19 protein-coding genes are annotated in these 19409 nt (G+C 35.6%); 5 read left to right on the top strand and 14 right to left on the bottom strand.

The annotated features are described in order from the left end of the window. Nucleotides 1-10 precede the first annotated feature (10 nt). On the top strand, nucleotides 11-952 hold the full coding sequence (locus EDF66_RS20205; protein WP_132772108.1) for a glycerophosphodiester phosphodiesterase family protein: 942 nt from the start codon (nucleotides 11-13) through the stop codon (nucleotides 950-952). Nucleotides 953-1123: 171 nt separating this feature from the next. Here the strand turns inward: EDF66_RS20205 and EDF66_RS20210 are convergent, their stop codons facing one another. Then, nucleotides 1124-2614: a succinate CoA transferase gene (locus EDF66_RS20210; protein ID WP_021187814.1), complete on the bottom strand. Its 1491-nt coding sequence runs from the start codon at nucleotides 2612-2614 to the stop codon at nucleotides 1124-1126. Between the two features lie 397 nt (nucleotides 2615-3011). On the opposite strand from EDF66_RS20210, the gene EDF66_RS20215 reads away from it, so the two are divergent. Together EDF66_RS20215 and EDF66_RS20220 are read left to right on the top strand one after the other, a co-directional pair. Next, the gene (locus EDF66_RS20215; RefSeq protein ID WP_021187813.1) at nucleotides 3012-3845 is read left to right on the top strand and encodes a helix-turn-helix transcriptional regulator; all 834 of its coding nucleotides are present in this window, start codon (nucleotides 3012-3014) and stop codon (nucleotides 3843-3845) included. Nucleotides 3846-3888: 43 nt separating this feature from the next. Then, nucleotides 3889-4731 carry a DUF1080 domain-containing protein gene (locus EDF66_RS20220; protein WP_132772107.1) on the top strand — a complete coding sequence of 281 codons (843 nt, stop codon included), beginning with the start codon at nucleotides 3889-3891 and terminating at the stop codon, nucleotides 4729-4731. Between the two features lie 139 nt (nucleotides 4732-4870). On the opposite strand, the gene rpsT is transcribed toward EDF66_RS20220, so the two are convergent. Beyond that, a complete protein-coding gene (gene rpsT / locus EDF66_RS20225) occupies nucleotides 4871-5125 on the bottom strand; it encodes a 30S ribosomal protein S20 (RefSeq protein ID WP_132844653.1) in 255 nt (84 codons plus the stop codon). A gap of 111 nt (nucleotides 5126-5236) precedes the next feature. Between rpsT and EDF66_RS20230 the strand changes: the two genes are divergently transcribed. Further along, on the top strand, nucleotides 5237-5770 hold the full coding sequence (locus EDF66_RS20230; protein ID WP_132844655.1) for an RNA methyltransferase: 534 nt from the start codon (nucleotides 5237-5239) through the stop codon (nucleotides 5768-5770). Nucleotides 5771-5861: 91 nt separating this feature from the next. After that, entirely contained in the window at nucleotides 5862-6740 is an 879-nt protein-coding gene (gene sucD, locus EDF66_RS20235; RefSeq protein ID WP_132772105.1) for a succinate--CoA ligase subunit alpha, read from the top strand. Nucleotides 6741-6807: 67 nt separating this feature from the next. Here sucD and EDF66_RS20240 read toward each other — a convergent pair whose 3' ends face one another. The 12 genes from EDF66_RS20240 to EDF66_RS20295 all read right to left on the bottom strand — a co-directional run bounded on the left by EDF66_RS20240 (nucleotide 6808) and on the right by EDF66_RS20295 (nucleotide 19394). Further along, nucleotides 6808-7290 carry a hypothetical protein gene (locus tag EDF66_RS20240; RefSeq protein ID WP_132844657.1) on the bottom strand — a complete coding sequence of 161 codons (483 nt, stop codon included), beginning with the start codon at nucleotides 7288-7290 and terminating at the stop codon, nucleotides 6808-6810. 2 nt (nucleotides 7291-7292) lie between these two features. After that, nucleotides 7293-7820, bottom strand: coding sequence for a DUF4252 domain-containing protein (locus EDF66_RS20245; RefSeq protein WP_132844659.1), 528 nt, complete (start codon nucleotides 7818-7820; stop codon nucleotides 7293-7295). A 4-nt stretch (nucleotides 7821-7824) separates the two neighbouring features. Then, the gene (locus EDF66_RS20250; RefSeq protein ID WP_021187807.1) at nucleotides 7825-8298 is read right to left on the bottom strand and encodes a DUF4252 domain-containing protein; all 474 of its coding nucleotides are present in this window, start codon (nucleotides 8296-8298) and stop codon (nucleotides 7825-7827) included. Nucleotides 8299-8303: 5 nt separating this feature from the next. Beyond that, nucleotides 8304-8954, bottom strand: coding sequence for a hypothetical protein (locus EDF66_RS20255; RefSeq protein WP_132844661.1), 651 nt, complete (start codon nucleotides 8952-8954; stop codon nucleotides 8304-8306). Then, the gene (locus tag EDF66_RS20260) at nucleotides 8920-9435 is read right to left on the bottom strand and encodes an RNA polymerase sigma factor (protein ID WP_021187805.1); all 516 of its coding nucleotides are present in this window, start codon (nucleotides 9433-9435) and stop codon (nucleotides 8920-8922) included. Before EDF66_RS20260 ends, EDF66_RS20255 begins: the two co-directional genes overlap by 35 nt. Before the next feature lie 338 nt (nucleotides 9436-9773). Continuing rightward, the gene (locus EDF66_RS20265; protein ID WP_132844663.1) at nucleotides 9774-10934 is read right to left on the bottom strand and encodes a metallophosphoesterase family protein; all 1161 of its coding nucleotides are present in this window, start codon (nucleotides 10932-10934) and stop codon (nucleotides 9774-9776) included. 206 nt (nucleotides 10935-11140) lie between these two features. Then, entirely contained in the window at nucleotides 11141-12958 is a 1818-nt protein-coding gene (locus EDF66_RS20270; protein WP_132844665.1) for a M60 family metallopeptidase, read from the bottom strand. Between the two features lie 261 nt (nucleotides 12959-13219). Next, on the bottom strand, nucleotides 13220-13708 hold the full coding sequence (locus EDF66_RS20275) for a DinB family protein (protein WP_132844667.1): 489 nt from the start codon (nucleotides 13706-13708) through the stop codon (nucleotides 13220-13222). Between the two features lie 53 nt (nucleotides 13709-13761). Beyond that, nucleotides 13762-14709 carry a polysaccharide deacetylase gene (locus EDF66_RS20280; RefSeq protein ID WP_132844669.1) on the bottom strand — a complete coding sequence of 316 codons (948 nt, stop codon included), beginning with the start codon at nucleotides 14707-14709 and terminating at the stop codon, nucleotides 13762-13764. Nucleotides 14710-14761: 52 nt separating this feature from the next. After that, nucleotides 14762-15652, bottom strand: coding sequence for a DUF4886 domain-containing protein (locus EDF66_RS20285; RefSeq protein WP_132844678.1), 891 nt, complete (start codon nucleotides 15650-15652; stop codon nucleotides 14762-14764). A gap of 102 nt (nucleotides 15653-15754) precedes the next feature. Then, a complete protein-coding gene (locus tag EDF66_RS20290; RefSeq protein WP_132844680.1) occupies nucleotides 15755-17092 on the bottom strand; it encodes an MFS transporter in 1338 nt (445 codons plus the stop codon). A gap of 19 nt (nucleotides 17093-17111) precedes the next feature. Next, nucleotides 17112-19394 carry a family 65 glycosyl hydrolase domain-containing protein gene (locus tag EDF66_RS20295; RefSeq protein ID WP_132844681.1) on the bottom strand — a complete coding sequence of 761 codons (2283 nt, stop codon included), beginning with the start codon at nucleotides 19392-19394 and terminating at the stop codon, nucleotides 17112-17114. Nucleotides 19395-19409: the final 15 nt, after the last annotated feature.

The following is a 19409-nucleotide window of genomic DNA, read 5'->3' on the forward strand; positions in this document are numbered from 1 at the left end:
AAATCACTGTATGTTTAGAAGAATAAATCTCTTCCCTTTTTTAATTTTTACAACCGCACTTTTAGCATCCTGCTTTCGGACCGGCACATCTTCGGATGTTCTGGCGGGTAGTAAAACACTCAATTTAAAAACAGCAGAGGAGCTTTATCAATTTTTAACATACGATGAAAACCGATATCCGCTCATCAGCTTACATCGAGGAGGCCCTACAACCGGTTATCCTGAAAATGCAGTAGAAACTTTTGCATTTAACGCGAGCTACAGACCAGTCATTGTGGAATGTGATGTTAGGTTAACTAAGGACTCTGCTTTAATATTGATGCATGACAGCAACTTAAACAGAACAACTAATGGCTCGGGATCAGTAGATTCTAAAACTAAAAATGAATTAAAAGGTTTAAGATTAAAAGATCCTAATGGAAAGCTAACCCCTTATCGAATTCCGAGCTTGGAAGAAGCCTTAGCATGGGGCAAAGGTAGAGTCATCTTCACCTTAGATATTAAACAAGGGGTTCCCTATGATTTGGTGATCCGTGCTATTCGCAGTCAAAAAGCTGAAAGTAATGCCATAATCATTACGTATTCCGCAAATCAGGCTGCTGTTGTGCATAATTTAGCCCCTGACCTCATGCTGTCTGCACCTATAAAAAATGAAGCAGATTTAGTGCGGCTCAATGATCGAGATATTCCAGATAATCGCATTATTGCCTTTCTCGGCACCAGAGAAGCGGATAAAAACTTAATAGAGCTACTTCATGAACATGGTATCATGTGTATATTAGGTACACTAGGAAATTTAGATCGCCAGGCCAAACAAAAAGGAGATCAACTATATGCCCGCTTTATTGAAAATGGCGCAGATATTTTGAGCACCGATAGACCCCTAGAAGCGGGACGCGTTTTAGACTTTTACATAAAAAAGAGAAATATTACTTCCAAATTTATTCAATAACGATGTTAAGACAAGAAGCAAGTAAAACTAAAACATGGTTAAAAAATAGCATATTTTAGAGTAAGCGCGCTTTTATCATTGTCTATTACCAATCATTGAATTGGGGACAAAAAAGTAAAGCAGCTATTCTTAAGAATAGCTGCTTTACTTTTTTATTGTATCACTCTTTTTTTATTTCTTCATACTTCCTTGATCGCGCAAATTCACATGCCAGCTAAATGCTTCTTCCAAGATATGTGGTGTATGGCCCCCGCGCTCACAGGCACGGTCATAGTAGTCTTGTAACTGCTCTTTATAATCTGGATGAACACAGTTATCAATGATAACTTGAGCGCGTTCACGAGGAGCTAATCCTCTTAAATCGGCTAGACCGATATCAGTTACTAATATGTCAACATCATGTTCTGTATGATCAACATGTGATACCATGGGTAACACATGCGAAATACGATCTTCTTTTGATGCTGCCTGTGTAACGAATATACTTAAGTAAGCATTTCTTGCAAAATCACCTGAACCACCTATACCATTCATAATATTGGTACCTGAAATATGTGTGGAATTTACATTGCCATAAATATCAAATTCAATAGCCGTATTAATAGCGATAACACCCAAACGACGAATTAATCCTGGAGTATTTGAGATATTTTGCGGTCTCAAGACCATCTTATCACGATACTTATCCAAGTTTCCAAATACACGATCATAGCAGGGCTTTGAAACCGTAATGGAAGAAGCCGATGCAAAATCCATTACTCCCGCATCAATTAAATCAAAGGTACTATCTTGTAAAACTTCTGAGAACATCGTTAAATTGCGGAAATTACTGTCTTTAAAACCCATTAAAACAGCGTTCGCAACTTTACCTATCCCCGCCTGAAGCGGCAATAAACTGGAAGACAGATGTCCCATTTCTACTTCTTTCTCAAAGAAATTTAAGATATGACTGGCAATAGCCGTTGTCTTAGTATCTGGTTCTGCAATATCTGCCGGACTATCTTCGATATCAGTAAATACAATTCCAACGACTTTTGAAGGGTCTAAGGCAATTGTTTTTCGCCCAATTTTATTCTCAGGAGCTACTATAGGTATAACGTTTCTTCTTGGATAATCTTCGGCTTGATAGATATCATGGATGCCACGAATCTCCATCGGAACAGCTGTATTTATTTCTAAGATCACATGCTTGGCTAAAGCAGCAAAAGTTGCTGAGTTACCCACTGAAGTGGTCGGAATAATACTACCATCGGCTTCAATCGCTGCTACTTCAAGTACGGCAATATCAACAGAGGCTAAATTCTTATTGTGCAACAACTCTGCTGTTTCACTCAAATGCTGGTCAATAAATAGGACTTCCCCGCTATTGATCTTTCCTCTGAGTGTTCGGTCCACCTGGAACGGCATACGCTTAGCAAGAACACCAGCTTCAGCCAGCTTACCATCTGTGCCATGACCTAAAGAAGCACCTGTGATCAATGTTATCTTTAAAGGATCTGTTTTCGCCCGGTCTGCCAAAGCTGGCAATACGACTTTGCTGTCTCCGGCTTTCGTAAATCCACTTGAGCCAACGATCATACCATTTTCAAATAGTTGTGCAGCCTGCTCTGCTGTAATTACTTTATCAAGTAAACTTTTAAGTTTAATTCTATCGTATGACATATTCCTTTACTTATTTCCCAATTTACTAATATTTACAAACATATTCTTAGTAATTGTTTGAATATTAGAACAAACAATATTAAGTTATTTTTTCTATGTCAATTTATTGCAATTAGTCACAAAATTATCCAATAAAGACGATATATTTGTAATTATTTATAAATCAGCATTTAATATTTTTTATCAGAAGAAATCGTTTTAATATTAAATATTTGAAAACACATAAAATACTATCAATCAACCTATTAATTATTTAAAAAATTTCAAAAAATTAGTACACACTTACTTACATACCCAAATTAACAATCAATAATGGTGAGTATTAACTTACATTCATAAAGTAATACAAAGCTTTTGTATAAAAACTTTAACTTTGCAACGGAAACGGAAGGAAATCATGAATATAAAAAGCGATATAAAAGATCCCAAATATGTTAATCGTTATTACGTAACAGAAGTGGATTCTTTTGAGGATAGCATCTATTGTCACCATGCTATCATTGGCGAAAATTTTATTACCGAGCATGTGCACAATAAAGATCAATTTCTTTACACAGAAGGTGGTGTTGTTTTTTTAAAAACAGCTGAAAAGTCCTATTTTCTTCCTGCAAGACATTACATCTGGATACCGGCTGGCATACGCCACAGTATCCATCCGAGCACCCCTGATGTGGTTATGCGTAATCTTTATTTTCCAAAGTATGATACTGACCAGGAGTTCTACAAGAAGATAAGCATCTACCCTGTCGACGATCTTCTTAATGAGTTGATCATGTTCACAAACAGATGGAACGGTAATATTTTCCCTGTTGAAGAGCCTAAATATTCGCTTGCAAAAGCATTTAAATTATTATTACCTGAAGTCTCCCAGCACGAGCTACCATTGGCACTCCCCTATCCGAACAATCAAAAGCTAAAAGATATCGTCACCTTTTTAGAAAGCCGCATTGAGGAAAATGTAAGCTTTAAAACACTTTCTCAAAAATTCAACATCAGCGAACGTACATTAGCGCGTCTTTTCCAGAAAGAACTCAACATGTCTTTTATACAGTATTATACAATATTAAGAATGTTAACGGCTCTTAAACTTCTTTTAGATGAAAAACTGAGTGTAAATGAAGTTGCTCTGAAGGTAGGTTATAGTAGTTTGCCGACGTTCAGTAATACCTTTAATAAAGTGATCGGTGTAAGACCAAGCGAATATGTAAAGCAAAAACAATTGTTAATTTAATATTTTTAAGTATTTTAGTTCTCTAATACCTAAAATCTTAATAATGAATTATAAAAAACTATTTTTTAGTTTAGCAGGACTTGCCCTGTGTGTTTCAGTTGGCGCCAGCTCACTGAACAAGAAACCAAAACCATTACAATTGTTCAATGGCAAGGATATAAAAAATTGGACGCCAAAAATTAGCAAGCACGAGGTTGGAGAAAACTATGCGAATACGTTTCGTGTTGAAGATGGTTTATTAAAAGTAAGATATGATGGGTATGATCAATTTGATCAACAATATGGCCATTTATTCTACAACAAAGAATTTTCTGCTTACATCCTACGTGTTCAATATCGTTTCGTTGGCGATCAAGCTAATGGAGGTGAAGGCTGGGCGTGGCGCAACAGTGGTGCTATGTTACATGGTCAAGATCCTAAAACAATGGCAAAAGATCAAGATTTTCCAGTTTCAATTGAAGGCCAGTTATTAGGTGGCGACGGAACAAATGAACGGACAACAAGTAATCTATGTACACCGGGTACAAATGTTGTCATGAACAATAAATTATTTACACCACATTGTGTAAGCTCTACATCGAAAACTTATCATGGAGATCAATGGGTAACAGCAGATTTTCTTGTCTTAGGAGATTCAATTATCCAACACTTCGTAAATGGAGAAAAAGTTCTCGAATATCAGAAGCCGCAATATGGTGGTGGAAATGTATCGCACTCTGACCTTCCAAAAACAAAAGCGGGGCAACTACTCAGTAAAGGAACAATCTCTCTTCAAAGCGAGAGTCATCCTATAGACTTTAAAAAGGTTGAGATTTACGATTTAGAACCTTATATGAAAAACCCAGCGGCTCTGAAAAAGGCAATTGCAGCGGTAATGGAAAAATAAGAAAAATAAAAAAGTGTCGAGAATCTCGACACTTTTATTTACATTCATTCGCTTGGAAAAGAGAAAATCCAGGGTAAAGTAAAAACATAAAGAAAAGGGATACAGAGAACTGTATCCCTTTATATATTATACTGAAAGCTTAAACTAAACCGTTAACAAATTTAGTTAACTTAGATTTGTTGTTAGAAGCTTTTTTCTTGTGGATTACATTTTTCTTAGCCAAACGATCAAGCATAGAAATTACACGAGGCAATAAAGTTTTAGCTTCTTCTGCTGAAGTAGAAGTGCGTAATTTTTTAATTGCGTTACGAGTAGTTTTTGCTTGGTAACGGTTTCTTAAACGCTTTGTAGCGTTTGCTCTAATTCTTTTGATCGCTGATTTATGATTTGCCATTTTTTAGCTAATTTTTATTCGTTCTTTACTTAAAATTCGGAATGCAAAAATAACATCTTATTTCTAATATTCAAAATCTATTTTAAAGTTTTCTATACTTATCTTTGCAACATGCAAAAATTATCCATGGATCAGCTGCAACGTGCTGATGTTGAAACATTCAAAAACCAAGAGAAAACAGCTATCACACTCGTTCTAGACAATGTGAGAAGTATGCATAATGTCGGATCAGCTTTTAGAACGGCTGACGGATTTGCAATAGAAAAAATATTCTTATGTGGTATCACGGCTACACCTCCACATCGCGAAATTGAAAAAACAGCTTTAGGTGCGACACAAACGATTCCATGGGAACATGTCGAGGAAACTACGGAAGCAATTAAAACTTTAAAAGAATTGGGGTATACCATTATTGCGATCGAACAAGCCGAAAACAGTGTACTATTACAAAACTTTATACCTGCAAAAGATGCTAAGTATGCTTTAATATTTGGCAATGAAGTGAATGGTGTCGATGAAGAAGTCATGTCATTAGTGGATTATTGTATCGAAATTCCGCAATTTGGCACAAAACATTCCTTCAATGTATCTGTCACAATTGGTATCGTAACTTGGGATTTTATTCAAAAAAGTAAGTTCTCTTAATTTTTTATCAATTAAGGGGATATAAGTATTTATATTACTTCCTATTTCCAATGCAAAATAGTAGATTTGTGATGCAAAATTTTAAGAAGAAATGAGTGTATTAGTTAATAAAGATTCAAAAGTAGTTGTTCAAGGTTTCACTGGAACAGAAGGTACTTATCATGCTAGTCAAATGATCGAGTACGGAACAAACGTAGTTGGTGGTGTTACACCAGGAAAAGGTGGTCAAACACATTTAGACCGTCCCGTATTCAATACTGTTAAAGATGCTGTAGAAAAAGCTGGTGCTAACGTTTCTATTATTTTCGTACCTCCTGCATTTGCAGCAGATGCGATTATGGAAGCTGCTGAAGCAGGTATCGAAGTAATCGTATGTATCACTGAAGGTATTCCTACTAAAGATATGATTCAAGTAAAATCTTACTTGAGTGACAAAAATTCTCGTTTAATCGGACCAAACTGTCCAGGTATCATCACTGCTGATGAAGCTAAAATTGGTATCATGCCAGGTTTCATCTTTAAAAAAGGTAATGTTGGTATTGTTTCTAAATCAGGAACATTAACTTACGAAGCTGTTGATCAAACTGTAAAAGCTGGTCTAGGTATTACAACTGCTATCGGTATCGGTGGTGACCCAATCATTGGTACTACAACTAAAGAAGCAGTAGAATTATTAATGAATGATCCAGAAACTGAAGCAATCATCATGATCGGTGAAATCGGTGGTGGTATGGAAGCTGAAGCTGCTCTTTGGATTAAAGAAAATGGTACTAAACCAGTAGTAGGTTTCATCGCGGGTCAAACAGCGCCTCCAGGACGTCGTATGGGTCACGCTGGTGCTATTGTTGGTGGTGCTGACGATACTGCAGCTGCTAAGATGAAAATCATGGCTGAGTGTGGCATCCGTGTAGTACAATCTCCTGCTGAAATCGGAAAAGCAATCGCTGAAGAATTAGCTAAGAAAAACTAAGCGTAAGCTTTATATATAAAAAAAGCCTTGCAAAAAATTGCAAGGCTTTTTTTATATATACCCCCTTCTACTTACTGTTACCAGTCAACTCCATTGGAATCTTTCCTTTTAGCATGACAGTTATTCTGGAATCATCTTCCGATTTCACATCAATTAGTAAATCCTGCGCATTATTCTGATCAAAATCTGTTGTCAACATCTGCACTGCCACACCATCTGTTTCTACAGCATACAGCGTTTTTAAATCTGCTTTTTTTATAGCATTTTCAAGAGCTTTAGATTCTTTAGCTTGCTCAGCCCCAATTTGGCAGATGACCAAATCTTGAATATCCTTCAATAAAGAATCGGGAACAAATTGTTTAATATCCATAAACAAATCTCCATCGCTAAGTTTGTTTACATCTTTTATATTAGCACCACTAAATCTAAAGATGTCTATCCCTTTTTGTTTTTTCGGCAATGAATTTACAAATTCATTAACTTTAGAAAGCTGTGCCTGAGCGGTAAACACGCTAAAAACAAGTGCAATTGCGGTTATTAACTTTTCCATAACTAGTTTATTATTTTAGCTTTATTATTTTTCTTTTCGTAATACTCGATCATTTTAGATAACTCATTTAAATCCAGATCAGCCTTAATATCAACAAAAACATAGTCCTCCTCATCTGCGATCCCCAATAGCACACGCTTCACATGATCTTTCTTCATCTCTGTATTAATCGTAATTTTTGATCCTTCACTATACAAACTCATCATTTCTTCAAAATTATTTTTAGCTAGATAAGCATTAAACTTACTCATGAGATTATCTTTTTTATTTCCAGAAATTGTCATGATCTTTAACTTCTTGATTTTCCGCAAGGCCAATGCCGCAATCGCATCCTCTTCATCTAATTCTTTTATTTTACCTTTAATAAATGCTTTTGTTAAAAACATCGGTACCCTTATTGATGCAACTTCCGTATCACTTGAGAGGTCTCTCTTACTCACAAACGACATGTTTGGACTTGTTTTAACAAAACAACTTTGCAAGGTCAGACAAAAGAGTAAAAGGGCTCCTATAATTATTGAATGCTTCATAATCCTATTGTTTAGTATTGACCAATTTATTTACATCATCGTAGCTCACCTTACCATCCAGGATCATAAAAATCGTACTTCCTTCAGATTGAATGCTGAGCAATAGATTTTTAATAACATCAGTTGCTGTATCTTCTGCTAAAAATTTAATTTTATTACCTTCCGAATTAATGGTGATCAATTCTTCGTATTTCAATTTGCCAATAGCTTTTGACACATCAGATTGTACTCCTAGATCTGCCTCTTCTAAGATCAGCATCTTAATACTGTTTATTTTAGAAAGCAATGGTTTTATACTATTCACTTCATTATCGGATAATTTCATCTTATTCAGCATGCTGAACATAGGCTTACCAATTTTAATAGAAGTCACCCCTTTTCCTTCTTTATATTGCTCGAAGATCTCATCTAATTTCGATAGTTGAGCATGTGCCAAACTTGAACACAATAGCGCTAATACTAATAATATCGTTTTCATAATTTTTATAATTCAATACTTAAACATTTTATATTTTCAACTTCCTTCATTCCTTTTTTTAAGTTCGAAGAGGCAAATAGCAGTGCATTTTCAGTAATCTTTAATGCTTCCGCTTCATCTGTAATTTTTACCCCATTGACCTCTACATAAAATTCTTCTGACGCAAGTGGCTCACTTGCCAGATCTAATTCTGGCTTTAAAACTGATCGGTCACTATTGTAAGTATCGATCCTTACAACCGTTGAATTCCGTGATAGCTTTTTTTCACTTTCTTTATTCTCAACCAATGGTTTCGTTTCAATGATATCCTTTTCATGATGCTCCTTCGAGGGAATCTTAAGAGTGGCCACCTCTTCTTCTTCCACTGCTTTTTGATTAGGCAAATACCATATACCTAAACAGATGACCAAAACAGCTGCTGCGATGGACGAAAACAATGTCCATATTTTTCTCTTTTGTGGCAGATGGACAGATTGCACCTTTTCTGTTGTTGTTAAAAAAGATTCAAAATCCAACGGCATCTCCGCTTTATCCTGCTCTGATAAGACCGAAAAATACCCCTCTTCGCTTTGCTCCTTTAGTAACCTTTCTTCGGCAAGAGTCGTTTCTCCTGCTAAATATTTAGCTTCTAATTTCTTTAATTCTTCTTTCTTCATAATCAAATACTTTTGTCAAATTGACTTTTACCACATTTCGAGCTCGCGATAAATTTACGCGCACTGCATTTTCATCTATTCCGACCAAGGCAACAATGTCTGCAATTTCATATTCCTCAATATCTCTGAGATACATCACCAGTCTTTGCTTTTCAGGGAGCTGATCTATGAATTTTAAGATAAGTTCTCTAGTTAAGGAAGGATACTTTTCTTTTTGAATATCTTGATCAAGTTGTGCCATATATTTTGTTTTGACCCCCTCTCTATTTAATCTATTCAAGGCAAAGTTTTTTGTCATTCGCATCGCATAAGCTTCGATATTCGTAATTTTTAAAAGTTCATTCCTCGATTCCCATAACTTCAATAATACTTCCTGAACCAAATCAAACGCATCATCCTGATCTAGCAAAAACCTATTTGCAAAACGAAATAACCGATCCTTATGGATGAAGACTGTCGTTTTAAAGGTTTCTTGGTTCATAAATTTTAATCGCTTTTATATAGAAGACATGCAAGGGTATCGAAATATTACATACTTTTTTAAAAAAAAATAATTGGTGCTGTTATATTCTAGGAATTGTCTTCCTTATACGAAGGAACATAAAAAAACCGAAGCTTTTTAGCTTCGGTTTAAAAAGATAGATTATCCATGAAATGAATAATCATGTTTGTGTATAAATTATGAAGTAGCCTGAAATAAAGTACCCCTAGAAATTCAGTACATCAGTATAAAAGGATATCATTGAATTTACAAAATAATCCTTTATTACCTTACCAAAAAGGAATAAACTTTAATTACCGTAACGGTTGCATGCATTATTAACCTTTTTGCAATGCGTTGACAAGTTCACCATTCTCTCGTCTTAAATTAACAACTAATTTCTGATCTATAGCAGCTACTTCAATCATCGTACGGTTATCCTTTTCAGGCCCACCTCCAATGATAACATGATAATTATGATTGGCATCAGGGGGATAAAAACCAAATTCATGTGAGTGTCCACCGATCACTGCATCAACTTTGTACTTTTCTAAAATATCATGAAAACTTGTCCTGTTATGTACGGTTCCGTGATATTCATCGGAATGAAAAAATGGAAAATGATTGACAACAATGATATGTTTAGCTTTTTTACGCATTTTTGATTGCATGATCCCCGTTAACCAAGCACGTTGCTCTAATCTGTAATTATCAAATTCGTATTCACCTCTTAAAGCTTCATGTTCATCTTCCTTATCCTCACCCCCGTCTAAAATAATCCAAAGAACAGGGCCTACGGTAAAAGCCTGATAAAACTTATTGTTAGGTAAATCATAATAATTTTTCAAATGACGTATAAATGATCCTCTATTATCGTGATTTCCTTTCACCATAACAAAAGGAACCTGCGAAGCAAAAGCTTTAGCTATAGGATCTAGCATTTTATCCGTTACATCGCTCTGTTTCATAATATAATGAAACGAATCACCATTAATAATGACCAAATCTTTATGATTCAGAGCAGTCTTATTGTATAAATACGAGTAACTGCTTCTGTCTTCATGAATATCATTTAAAATTAAAACATCGCAGGTTGACTTGTTATCTATAGGTAGCTTTGTATTTATCACTTCAGAACTGATTTCAAGACCACCCGGTACTTTGGCCCCCACCCGGTACTTAAAATCTGCTCCTTGATGTGGTACCTTAAATTTAAAAACTTCAGCACGGGCGTTACGTATACCATCTACTACTTCATAGATTTTATGGGACAATGTATCATCGTCCTTTAGTATGTCAACCCAGGCTATACCTGGACTACTCAAAACGCAACAGATAGTTATATGCTGTTCTGTTAGATTTTGGAGATAAGGAAGTGCGGCAAATTTAAAAGCAGTTTCTGCTAGTTCTAATTCATTAGCATTTACGTTCTGTACGAAAGATGCACCCCCAAGCAAGCCTAAGCTTTTTATAAAAAAACGTCTATCTAAATTCATCATAGATATATGAGTAAAAATTGACAGCTGATTATCAAAAAAATCAGCTTCATATTAGTTAAGTTAATCTTGAAATACCAGTAGAGTCACAGCAAGTCCCTTTAAGATGTTGCTCGACTTTATAAAGAAATATCTGTGACACGTTATGTTAAAAAATCTGGACCATGGTGAGATCTTGATCTTGGGCAAAAAAATTTAAATACCTTATTTTAGATCACTTCAATACGTTGTCCATCCCATCCTACTGCAACCACTCTGGTATAGCCTTCGGGTGTCTGAACCACTGTAGTTTTAATATCATCAACAGAACCTGCACCACGAAATGCGACTTTCAGCAATTTTTCACCTGCGTACGTTTCAAATGCTACAGCATTTTCCCACTTTGTATTATCAATTACAATCTTTCCTATCTGTTTTTCGATCCCACTATTTTTAGTTCCACGAACAGGTTGCTTTCCCTTAAAAATATCAATGGAATTCGCTGTTAAGTAATGCATAACAGGAGTGGTCGGTTTATTATATTGAGATGCATAAGATTTAACCTCACGAACATCCATTTCAGTAATCGTCATACGTCCGGGCGTATAATCATCTACCATCATATCCATTGTTGTCAACATACCAGAATGTTCAAAGAAATCTGTCAGATCCAATTTAGCAGCATCACATGCATTTTTAATAAAGCTTAGCTGATAGTAACTGTTCTCCTTTGCATTAATTATGGGATCATTGATTGCCTTCATAAAGATATCTGCGTAAAAATCTTTATTACCCCACTTTTCACCTTCTCCTACAACAGCCATGTAAAGTTGTAACTGCCAAAGCGGGACTAAAGTGCCAAAATGATCGCCGGCAAACCCTCTGTCATTCTCCCGTTTCATACGATCATGCCCAGCTTGTGTCATCCAAGGTTGTTTGTGCACAAATGCAGATTCCATATAAGTCGTGATACGCCCCCCAACTTTATGTTCATCATAATCCTTTAAAGCTTCGCGTTCTAATTTAACATCCTTTCTATTAAAAAGATAACGTGTCCAAACGGAATAGATATTATTTGTCGTTTCCGTTGTACCCGGCCAAGTCATATTGGGCCGTACCTGATTAACATGTCCAAACTCATGAGCAACTCCCCAACAATCCTTCTGTAAGGTTGGAATATGAGCCACCCAGGGCATCGTTTCATCGTGAAATGCGGCCCCAAATTCATCTGCGTGCATAAATCCATCCCATATTACACGACCGAACATATGATTACGGGGAACTTTATTATACTTAACAAGACCCATTAATTCATGTTGGATAGTGATAATAGAATCATACAACTGAATAAGTTGTGTCCCCTGTGATGGAGCATACTTTTTTAAAGAAGCGACAGAATAAGCTAACTGTGTTTTTTTTCCAACGATATCTAAAATAGGTCCGTAAGCGTTTGCTAACAATTGGTCCCATTTTTTATTATCATCGTTAGCAACCTGAAAAACACCATTGATGTGCCCTGAAAGAATATGTACCTCAATTTTATTAGCAAGCTTTGCTTCTTTCGTATAATAATTGATGTAACTATTACCTTTTGAATGAGATTTGAGAATATTAAGTCCAGGTTTTAATTTGTAAGTCTCTTTACTGAAATCTTTATCATCCCAGTTCACAATATCCAAAGAAATAGAATTACCGTTAACATCTCCGACCCAGGCAATTATTTCGTCATTCTGATCAAAGTAAATACCCGTCGGATTTTCAAACTGCGAATATGCACCTGTTTTCAGTCGATTGGCTAAAATATGGGGATCTTGGTAGCTTTCATATTTTCGAATACGCTCATGCAAAGGATATGTCTTACTTTTCAGCTGTTTGGCAACAGCTCGAATTACCTCTGAAGATATGGCATTTATTTCTTTGTCACTTACTCCTTTTTTCAGAGTTGTAAATTTCTTATGATTAAAGACTTTAAAATCACTTTTATCTTGCCCCAACGATAGCAAAACAGTGCTGATTAAAAAACATGTGGTTATAATGTACTTTTTCATATCATGAATAAAAACGTGTTAAGGTAAAGCCAACAGGGCACTTAACAATAATTGGAGTTTTATATTATAATAATATAGGTATTAAAACCACTAATTTAGGTTTTTCAATTAGACATGTGGATAGATAAAACAAGCATAATAATGTATTATTATACGCAAATTTGATATAACTTCTCATCCGTTCAAAATTAATTTGGTAGATAAGCTAAGAAGTAAAACCATAAAAAAAACCGAAGCTTTTGGCATCGATTCTGTTCAGGTTTATTCATCAGCAGAAGGACCATAAAGTCCTGGTACTGGAATATTCAATAATCTCAAGTAAACAGTCAACTGACCTCTGTGATGGATCAAGTGATTGGTAATGATATAGCGCACGGCTCCAGCCTTGGGCAATCGTGCCATTTCCCAGTCACCAGCTTTTAACACCCATTCTTTTAACCAGTCCTCTTCAGGCAATTGTTCAATAGTTTCCTTATTTGCAATTAAACCTTTGATTAGAATATCTTTTAATTCGTCAATGGAATTAATTTTTAAAGGTTGATAATCAGTTTTAAAATCGAAGACATCCTTCGGAATAGCTTTAGAAACCCAATTATGCAATTCCACAACATGTGCTGCCAATGCGCCTAAACTCATCGATTTTTCGTGTGGACGCCAATCCAGATGTTCATCTGTAATGCGATCCAAAACACGACCTGTATTACTTGTCTCTCTTTCTAATTCAATCAGAAAACTCTTTTTAATACTCATAACCTTATTTTAAATACAAAAATGATTTGCATAATCTATTTTAAAAATAAATGTTAATACAGGAAACCTTCATGCAGGTCATGTAAAATCCAGTGTTTACTCTTAATATTACTTTGTTCACTCTTCAATAATTGAATAAAATCTTGTACACCTATCTCTTCATTTCCATTGGCATGAATTAAAACGATACTGCCGTCTTTTGCATGCTGTCCCTTCGCAAGCCACGCATCTGATCCTACTGGTATCAAACCAAAACTTAATACCTGTTCAATAATTTTATTACTCGAAACAAGACCTGGAAATCTAAAAAAGACGGACGGAACTATTCCTTTAGAAAGCATCAACTTCTCATTGGCTATAACTTCATAATTTACATCAGTGCCTGTGGCTAATAAAAAATTATGATTTAAAGGATCCTTATTCACTTTATGATTATAAGTATGATTGATCCATGTTATCGTTAACAACCCTTTATTTTGTAAATTAATGAGCCATTGTAGGTCCGTTTCATGATTCAAAATCCATTTCCCCGAAAGAGAAATAGCAACTGGAAGCGAATTTTCAACACCTTTAAAAGCAACAAATAGAGTCTCAAAAACAATTTTATCCAATGGCTTATGCGATGGGCATAAATCAATAGTCAGATTAATGCCCCGCTCCTTTGGAAAGGGAAAATCAATTCCAGCATCTTGAAGCACCTGTTCATTACTTCGAACATGTTTAAAGCTCTTCATATACAAAGATGAATCAAAATATGGTACCTTCTCAATGGAAGTAACGGCTACAATTTTACAAGCATTACGATTCAACACGTATGTCTCCAATGTTATTGGATCTACTGACAACACGTAGTTCTGACCTTGGTCCTGAAAACTTCGAATACCAACATACTGCTTTCCTTTGTAAGAAACATTGGCAAAATTTACCTGATAGTCCACAATATGTTCAAAACGTTGTGCATAAATCACATCGGATGCAAGAATCACGAATAATATGACCAAATAGATGTGTCTAAATAAAAATCTTTGCCTTTTCTGTTTCATCGATAAGATATCAATAAGTCCAAAAAGTATAATCCTTGAGAAGCGTTATATTATATGGATGTATAATAGCATGATGAGCGGCTTGCTTTGCTATTTTACTTTCAACATAACTTATTGAAAGCGGTACAAACGCATTATTCCGAACATCTTCCTTAAATAGGGCTTCATACCAAACACAGGCTGCAATAAATCTACCATAATTTAAATTAAGATGATAGCCATCCCGTGTAAAATGGTCTCCGACATAAGTCGTTCTAGCATTTTGTATTGCAGTTCCACAAGGAATCAAAATTGAAAAATTCCCCCATTTATATACCTTTTCAGATGTCGATACAATAGCTTTATACATTTGCTCTTGATTGCGTTCATATAAACTAAATCCACTATGATCACTATCATGTTGATAAGCCCATGTTTGATGTAGAATATACTTAGTTTCCGGATACTTGACATGCTCCTTTACATAAGCATATAGCAAAGGTAAATCCTTTGCATAAGTGTCATATTTTCCCGATAGAGGGCTTGCCTGTTGAAAACTGATATAATCCCATGGTTCATCTAAAAGCGCAGCCGATATTTTCATATGCTCATGTACGCTCTTCGCTCCGGATTCATCTACTTTTCGATAGCTATAGGCACTACTATCTCCCAAAGCATTTTTAACATGTAGCTCCAAGGGTGCTCCTCCTATATATAAATTACCGATCACAATTTTTTTCCCCCGAGCATTTGCCAGTTCAAACAAATTGTTTTCAATAGCATCTTCTGAAAAACTATTACCAATAGCCAGTATACGAATCACCCCATCATCTAATGTCCGGTCATCAGTTTGGGCCTTTAATTTTGATAGAAAAATAAAAGAAAAAAGAAAAAGAATATAAGTAATTCGAGTGCTAAACATATGAATGCATTTATACAGATAAGCTCTAAATTAAAAAATATCTTTCAATTTGAACAAAAAAAGCTTCTCAATAGAGAAGCTTTTTTTTATCCATATTATATCTTAAATTTTATCTTTAATGCGCAATACAGATAATGAACCAAGTAGCATAAAGACACCTGCTAATAATATTCCGTAAACAGAATTACTATCAAAGAATATCTTGATCATATAACCTCCAAAAAAACCACAGACAATCTGAGGAAATGTGATGAAGAAATTAAAAATTCCCATATAAACCCCCATTTTTTTTGCCGGCAAACTGTCACTCAAAATAGCATATGGCATTGCTAATATACTTCCCCAAGCCAGTCCTACCCCAATCATAGGAATAATTAAGAGATTGGGATCTTTAATTATAAATATGGACATCAATCCTAGACCTCCCATAGCAAGTGAAAAAGCATGTGTCTGCTTGCGCCCAAATTTAGTTGCTATCTTAGCTAAAAACAAAGCATAGATTGCCGAAACGGCATTATAAATACCAAAAAGCACTCCTACCCAATTGGCTGCATCCATGTAAAGCTTCGATTTATCCCCCCCCTTTAAATAAAAGATATGTTCTGCGATTGCGGGAGTAGTATACACCCACATCATAAAAAGTGCGAACCATGAAAAAAACTGTACGACACCCAATTGTTTCATCGTCTTTGGCATGGATCTAAAATCTGCAGCAATAGCAAATAAGCCAGAACGATGCTCAACTTCAACTTCTTGAGATGCATCTTCAAAAGAAGCTAATTCCGTCGGATTATACTCCTTTGTCGATAAAACTGTCCATAAAATGGATAACAGCAATATACCTGCCCCAAAATAAAAGGAATATATTACATTGAGAGGAATTACCCCTTCTGCAGCTGTTCCTTCCACTCCAAAATAATGAGTTAACACATACGGTAACCAAGATCCTATTACTGCCCCAAATCCGATAATAAAGGTTTGAACAGAAAATCCTAAACTCCGTTGTGAACTCGGTAAATTATCTGCAACCAACGCCCTAAATGGTTCCATCGTAACATTAATTGATGCATCCATAATGGTCAACATTCCCGCCCCTACTAATAACGGAGGTAAAATAGCCGTAAACAATGCAGCATTAGGCATTAATATCAGTGCGATTGCAGTTAAAATAGCACCGATCAAAAAATAAGGTTTGCGACGTCCAATTTTATTCCATGTCCGATCACTATAATAGCCTATTATGGGCTGAACGATCATTCCGGTGATCGGAGCTGCCAACCAAAAAAGTGATAAATGCTCAACATCAGCTCCAAATGTCTGGAGAATGCGCGAGGCATTACCATTTTGAAGAGCAAACCCTGTTTGGATACCCAAAAAGCCTATGCTCATATTGATAATCTGAACAGTTGACAGTTTTGGTTTATGCAGTTTTGAAATCATAATTTTATTGCTTAGCTGGTTATGCACTTGGCTTAACAGAGATTGCCTCTCCGTTAAAAATAATATTAATTTCTTGATTAGACTTATTGATCAGTTCAAAATCATGCTGTTTTATTTTCACAAATAATTTCACCCCCCTAAACTGAACATGAAAAGCATAACTTTCCCAAGTTTTAGGAATGAAAGTTTGAAAAATCAATGTATTGTTTTTCACCCGCATCCCTGCAAAACCTTCGACGATAGACATCCAGGTTCCGGCCATCGATGTGATGTGTAATCCATCTTCGGTGTCATTGTTATAATCATCCAGATCTAAACGGGCTGTTCTAAGGTAAAATTCATATGCTTTAGCCTCATTACCCAATTTTGAAGCTAAAATAGCGTGAACACAGGGTGACAGTGAACTTTCATGAACAGTTCGCGGTTCATAAAAATCATAATTCTTTCTTATCGTATCTAAATCATATTGATCTTCAAAGAAATATAAGCCTTGAAGTACATCTGCTTGTTTTATAAAACATGATCTCAAAATACGGTCCCAACTCCACTTTTGATTGATCGGTCGCTCTGTATCAGGCAAATCAGCAACTAAGACTTGCTCTTTATCTAAATAACCATCCTGTTGTAAAAATATACCGCTTTCAGTATGGATCGGATAATATAAATGATCCATGATATGCTGCCATGTTACGGCTTCCTCTTGCTTAAAAGCAACTTTTTCAAATAAGACCTTTAGTTTGATATGATCACTATCTTTTAACGTTTGTATGGATTCCAGCGTATACTTTAAACACCAGCTAGCAATAGTATTGGTATACCAGTTATTATTGACATTGTTTTCATATTCATTAGGACCAGTAACTCCCAGTATAACATATTTATCCTTCTCCGCACTCCAGTTGACACGTTGTGCCCAGAAACGACTGATAGCAATCAATACTTCAAGCCCATAATTTTCGACATATGACCAATCACCGGTATAGCGCTGATAATTATAGATGGCAAAAGCAATTGCGCCATTACGGTGGATCTCTTCAAAAGTAATCTCCCATTCGTTATGACACTCTTCTCCATTCATTGTAACCATAGGATATAAAGCCGCTCCCTTTGAAAAACCAAGTTTTGCGGCATTCTCAATCGCCTTATCCAGATGCTGATAGCGATACAGCAATAAATTGCGGGCAATAGCCGAGGGTTGCGTAGCAAGGTAAAAAGGAACACAATAAGCCTCTGTATCCCAATAGGTCACACCACCATACTTTTCTCCCGTAAATCCTTTTGGACCAATATTAAGTCTGGAATCTTCGCCAGTATAAGTTTGGTATAATTGGAATATATTAAAACGAATAGCTTGCTGTGCGGCAACATCTGCAGTGATCTCAATATCACTTTCATTCCAGAAATTTCCCCAGGCCAGCGCCTGATTATGTTGTAATTCATCAAATGTTATGGCAGAAATTTTTTCGATATTTTCTTTTCCCGTCACAACTAATTCAGTTTCACTATAATTTTGAGAAGTAACCATTGAAACACGTTTTTCTACAGAGAATATATCACCTGGCTCTACAGAAATTGCTACACTTTCAGAAACATATGCACCTTCTTTTGAAGGTTTGGATTCCAGAGTTTTATTATTTAAAGTAAAGTTATTAAACAAATCAGCACGGACTATGAAATCTGTTTTCTTCGTTTTCATCGTCACATTTAACTGTGAATCTGATGTACCACTTGAAATAAAATTCCAAAAATGTTCATCATAGTTACTGTCTCTATTCACGACATCTCCTTCCAAATAAGACTCCACCTGTAAAGAAGCTTTTTGATTCAGAACTTGGATAGTATATTTTAAAGATGCTGTTTCAGACTGAAAAAGATGAAATATCCGCGTGCTCTTTACACGAATCTCCATACCATTTTGAAGTCTAGCGTCAAAAGATCGAATTAATAATCCATGCTTCATATCCAGTTTTCGTTGAAAACTATATACATCACATTTTGCGAGATCCAAAACCTCACCATTCACTTCGATATGAAGACCAATCCAATTGATAGCGTTAATAACCTTCGCAAAATATTCAGGATAACCATTTTTCCACCAACCAACGCGGGTTTTATCAGGATAATAAACTCCAGCCAAATATGATCCTGATAATGATTTACCGCTATAGTCTTCTTCAAAATTTGCTCTTTGTCCCATTCTTCCATTTCCAATAGAAAATATACTTTCTGAGACTTCATTATATGCGGGCTGAAACCCTTCTTCTATGATATTCCACTCATCGTGGACGATGTAATTTTTCATTGCAAAATCAACTAA

Origin of the sequence: Sphingobacterium sp. JUb20 (genome assembly GCF_004342035.1) — a bacterium.
Taxonomy (GTDB): Bacteria; Bacteroidota; Bacteroidia; order Sphingobacteriales; family Sphingobacteriaceae; genus Sphingobacterium; species Sphingobacterium anhuiense.

What these genes read in the sequence shown, in the direction of transcription:
- rpsT (WP_132844653.1), bottom strand. Translation starts at nt 5,125, where the DNA reads ATGGCAAATCATAAATCAGCGATCAAAAGAATTAGAGCAAACGCTACA.
- EDF66_RS20205 (WP_132772108.1), top strand. Translation starts at nt 11, where the DNA reads ATGTTTAGAAGAATAAATCTCTTCCCTTTTTTAATTTTTACAACCGCA.
- EDF66_RS20255 (WP_132844661.1), bottom strand. Translation starts at nt 8,954, where the DNA reads ATGAAGAAAGAAGAATTAAAGAAATTAGAAGCTAAATATTTAGCAGGA.
- EDF66_RS20215 (WP_021187813.1), top strand. Translation starts at nt 3,012, where the DNA reads ATGAATATAAAAAGCGATATAAAAGATCCCAAATATGTTAATCGTTAT.
- EDF66_RS20210 (WP_021187814.1), bottom strand. Translation starts at nt 2,614, where the DNA reads ATGTCATACGATAGAATTAAACTTAAAAGTTTACTTGATAAAGTAATT.
- EDF66_RS20275 (WP_132844667.1), bottom strand. Translation starts at nt 13,708, where the DNA reads ATGAGTATTAAAAAGAGTTTTCTGATTGAATTAGAAAGAGAGACAAGT.
- EDF66_RS20285 (WP_132844678.1), bottom strand. Translation starts at nt 15,652, where the DNA reads ATGTTTAGCACTCGAATTACTTATATTCTTTTTCTTTTTTCTTTTATT.
- EDF66_RS20260 (WP_021187805.1), bottom strand. Translation starts at nt 9,435, where the DNA reads ATGAACCAAGAAACCTTTAAAACGACAGTCTTCATCCATAAGGATCGG.
- EDF66_RS20265 (WP_132844663.1), bottom strand. Translation starts at nt 10,934, where the DNA reads ATGATGAATTTAGATAGACGTTTTTTTATAAAAAGCTTAGGCTTGCTT.
- EDF66_RS20295 (WP_132844681.1), bottom strand. Translation starts at nt 19,394, where the DNA reads ATGAAAAATTACATCGTCCACGATGAGTGGAATATCATAGAAGAAGGG.
- EDF66_RS20290 (WP_132844680.1), bottom strand. Translation starts at nt 17,092, where the DNA reads ATGATTTCAAAACTGCATAAACCAAAACTGTCAACTGTTCAGATTATC.
- EDF66_RS20245 (WP_132844659.1), bottom strand. Translation starts at nt 7,820, where the DNA reads ATGAAGCATTCAATAATTATAGGAGCCCTTTTACTCTTTTGTCTGACC.
- EDF66_RS20220 (WP_132772107.1), top strand. Translation starts at nt 3,889, where the DNA reads ATGAATTATAAAAAACTATTTTTTAGTTTAGCAGGACTTGCCCTGTGT.
- EDF66_RS20230 (WP_132844655.1), top strand. Translation starts at nt 5,237, where the DNA reads ATGCAAAAATTATCCATGGATCAGCTGCAACGTGCTGATGTTGAAACA.
- sucD (WP_132772105.1), top strand. Translation starts at nt 5,862, where the DNA reads ATGAGTGTATTAGTTAATAAAGATTCAAAAGTAGTTGTTCAAGGTTTC.
- EDF66_RS20270 (WP_132844665.1), bottom strand. Translation starts at nt 12,958, where the DNA reads ATGAAAAAGTACATTATAACCACATGTTTTTTAATCAGCACTGTTTTG.
- EDF66_RS20240 (WP_132844657.1), bottom strand. Translation starts at nt 7,290, where the DNA reads ATGGAAAAGTTAATAACCGCAATTGCACTTGTTTTTAGCGTGTTTACC.
- EDF66_RS20250 (WP_021187807.1), bottom strand. Translation starts at nt 8,298, where the DNA reads ATGAAAACGATATTATTAGTATTAGCGCTATTGTGTTCAAGTTTGGCA.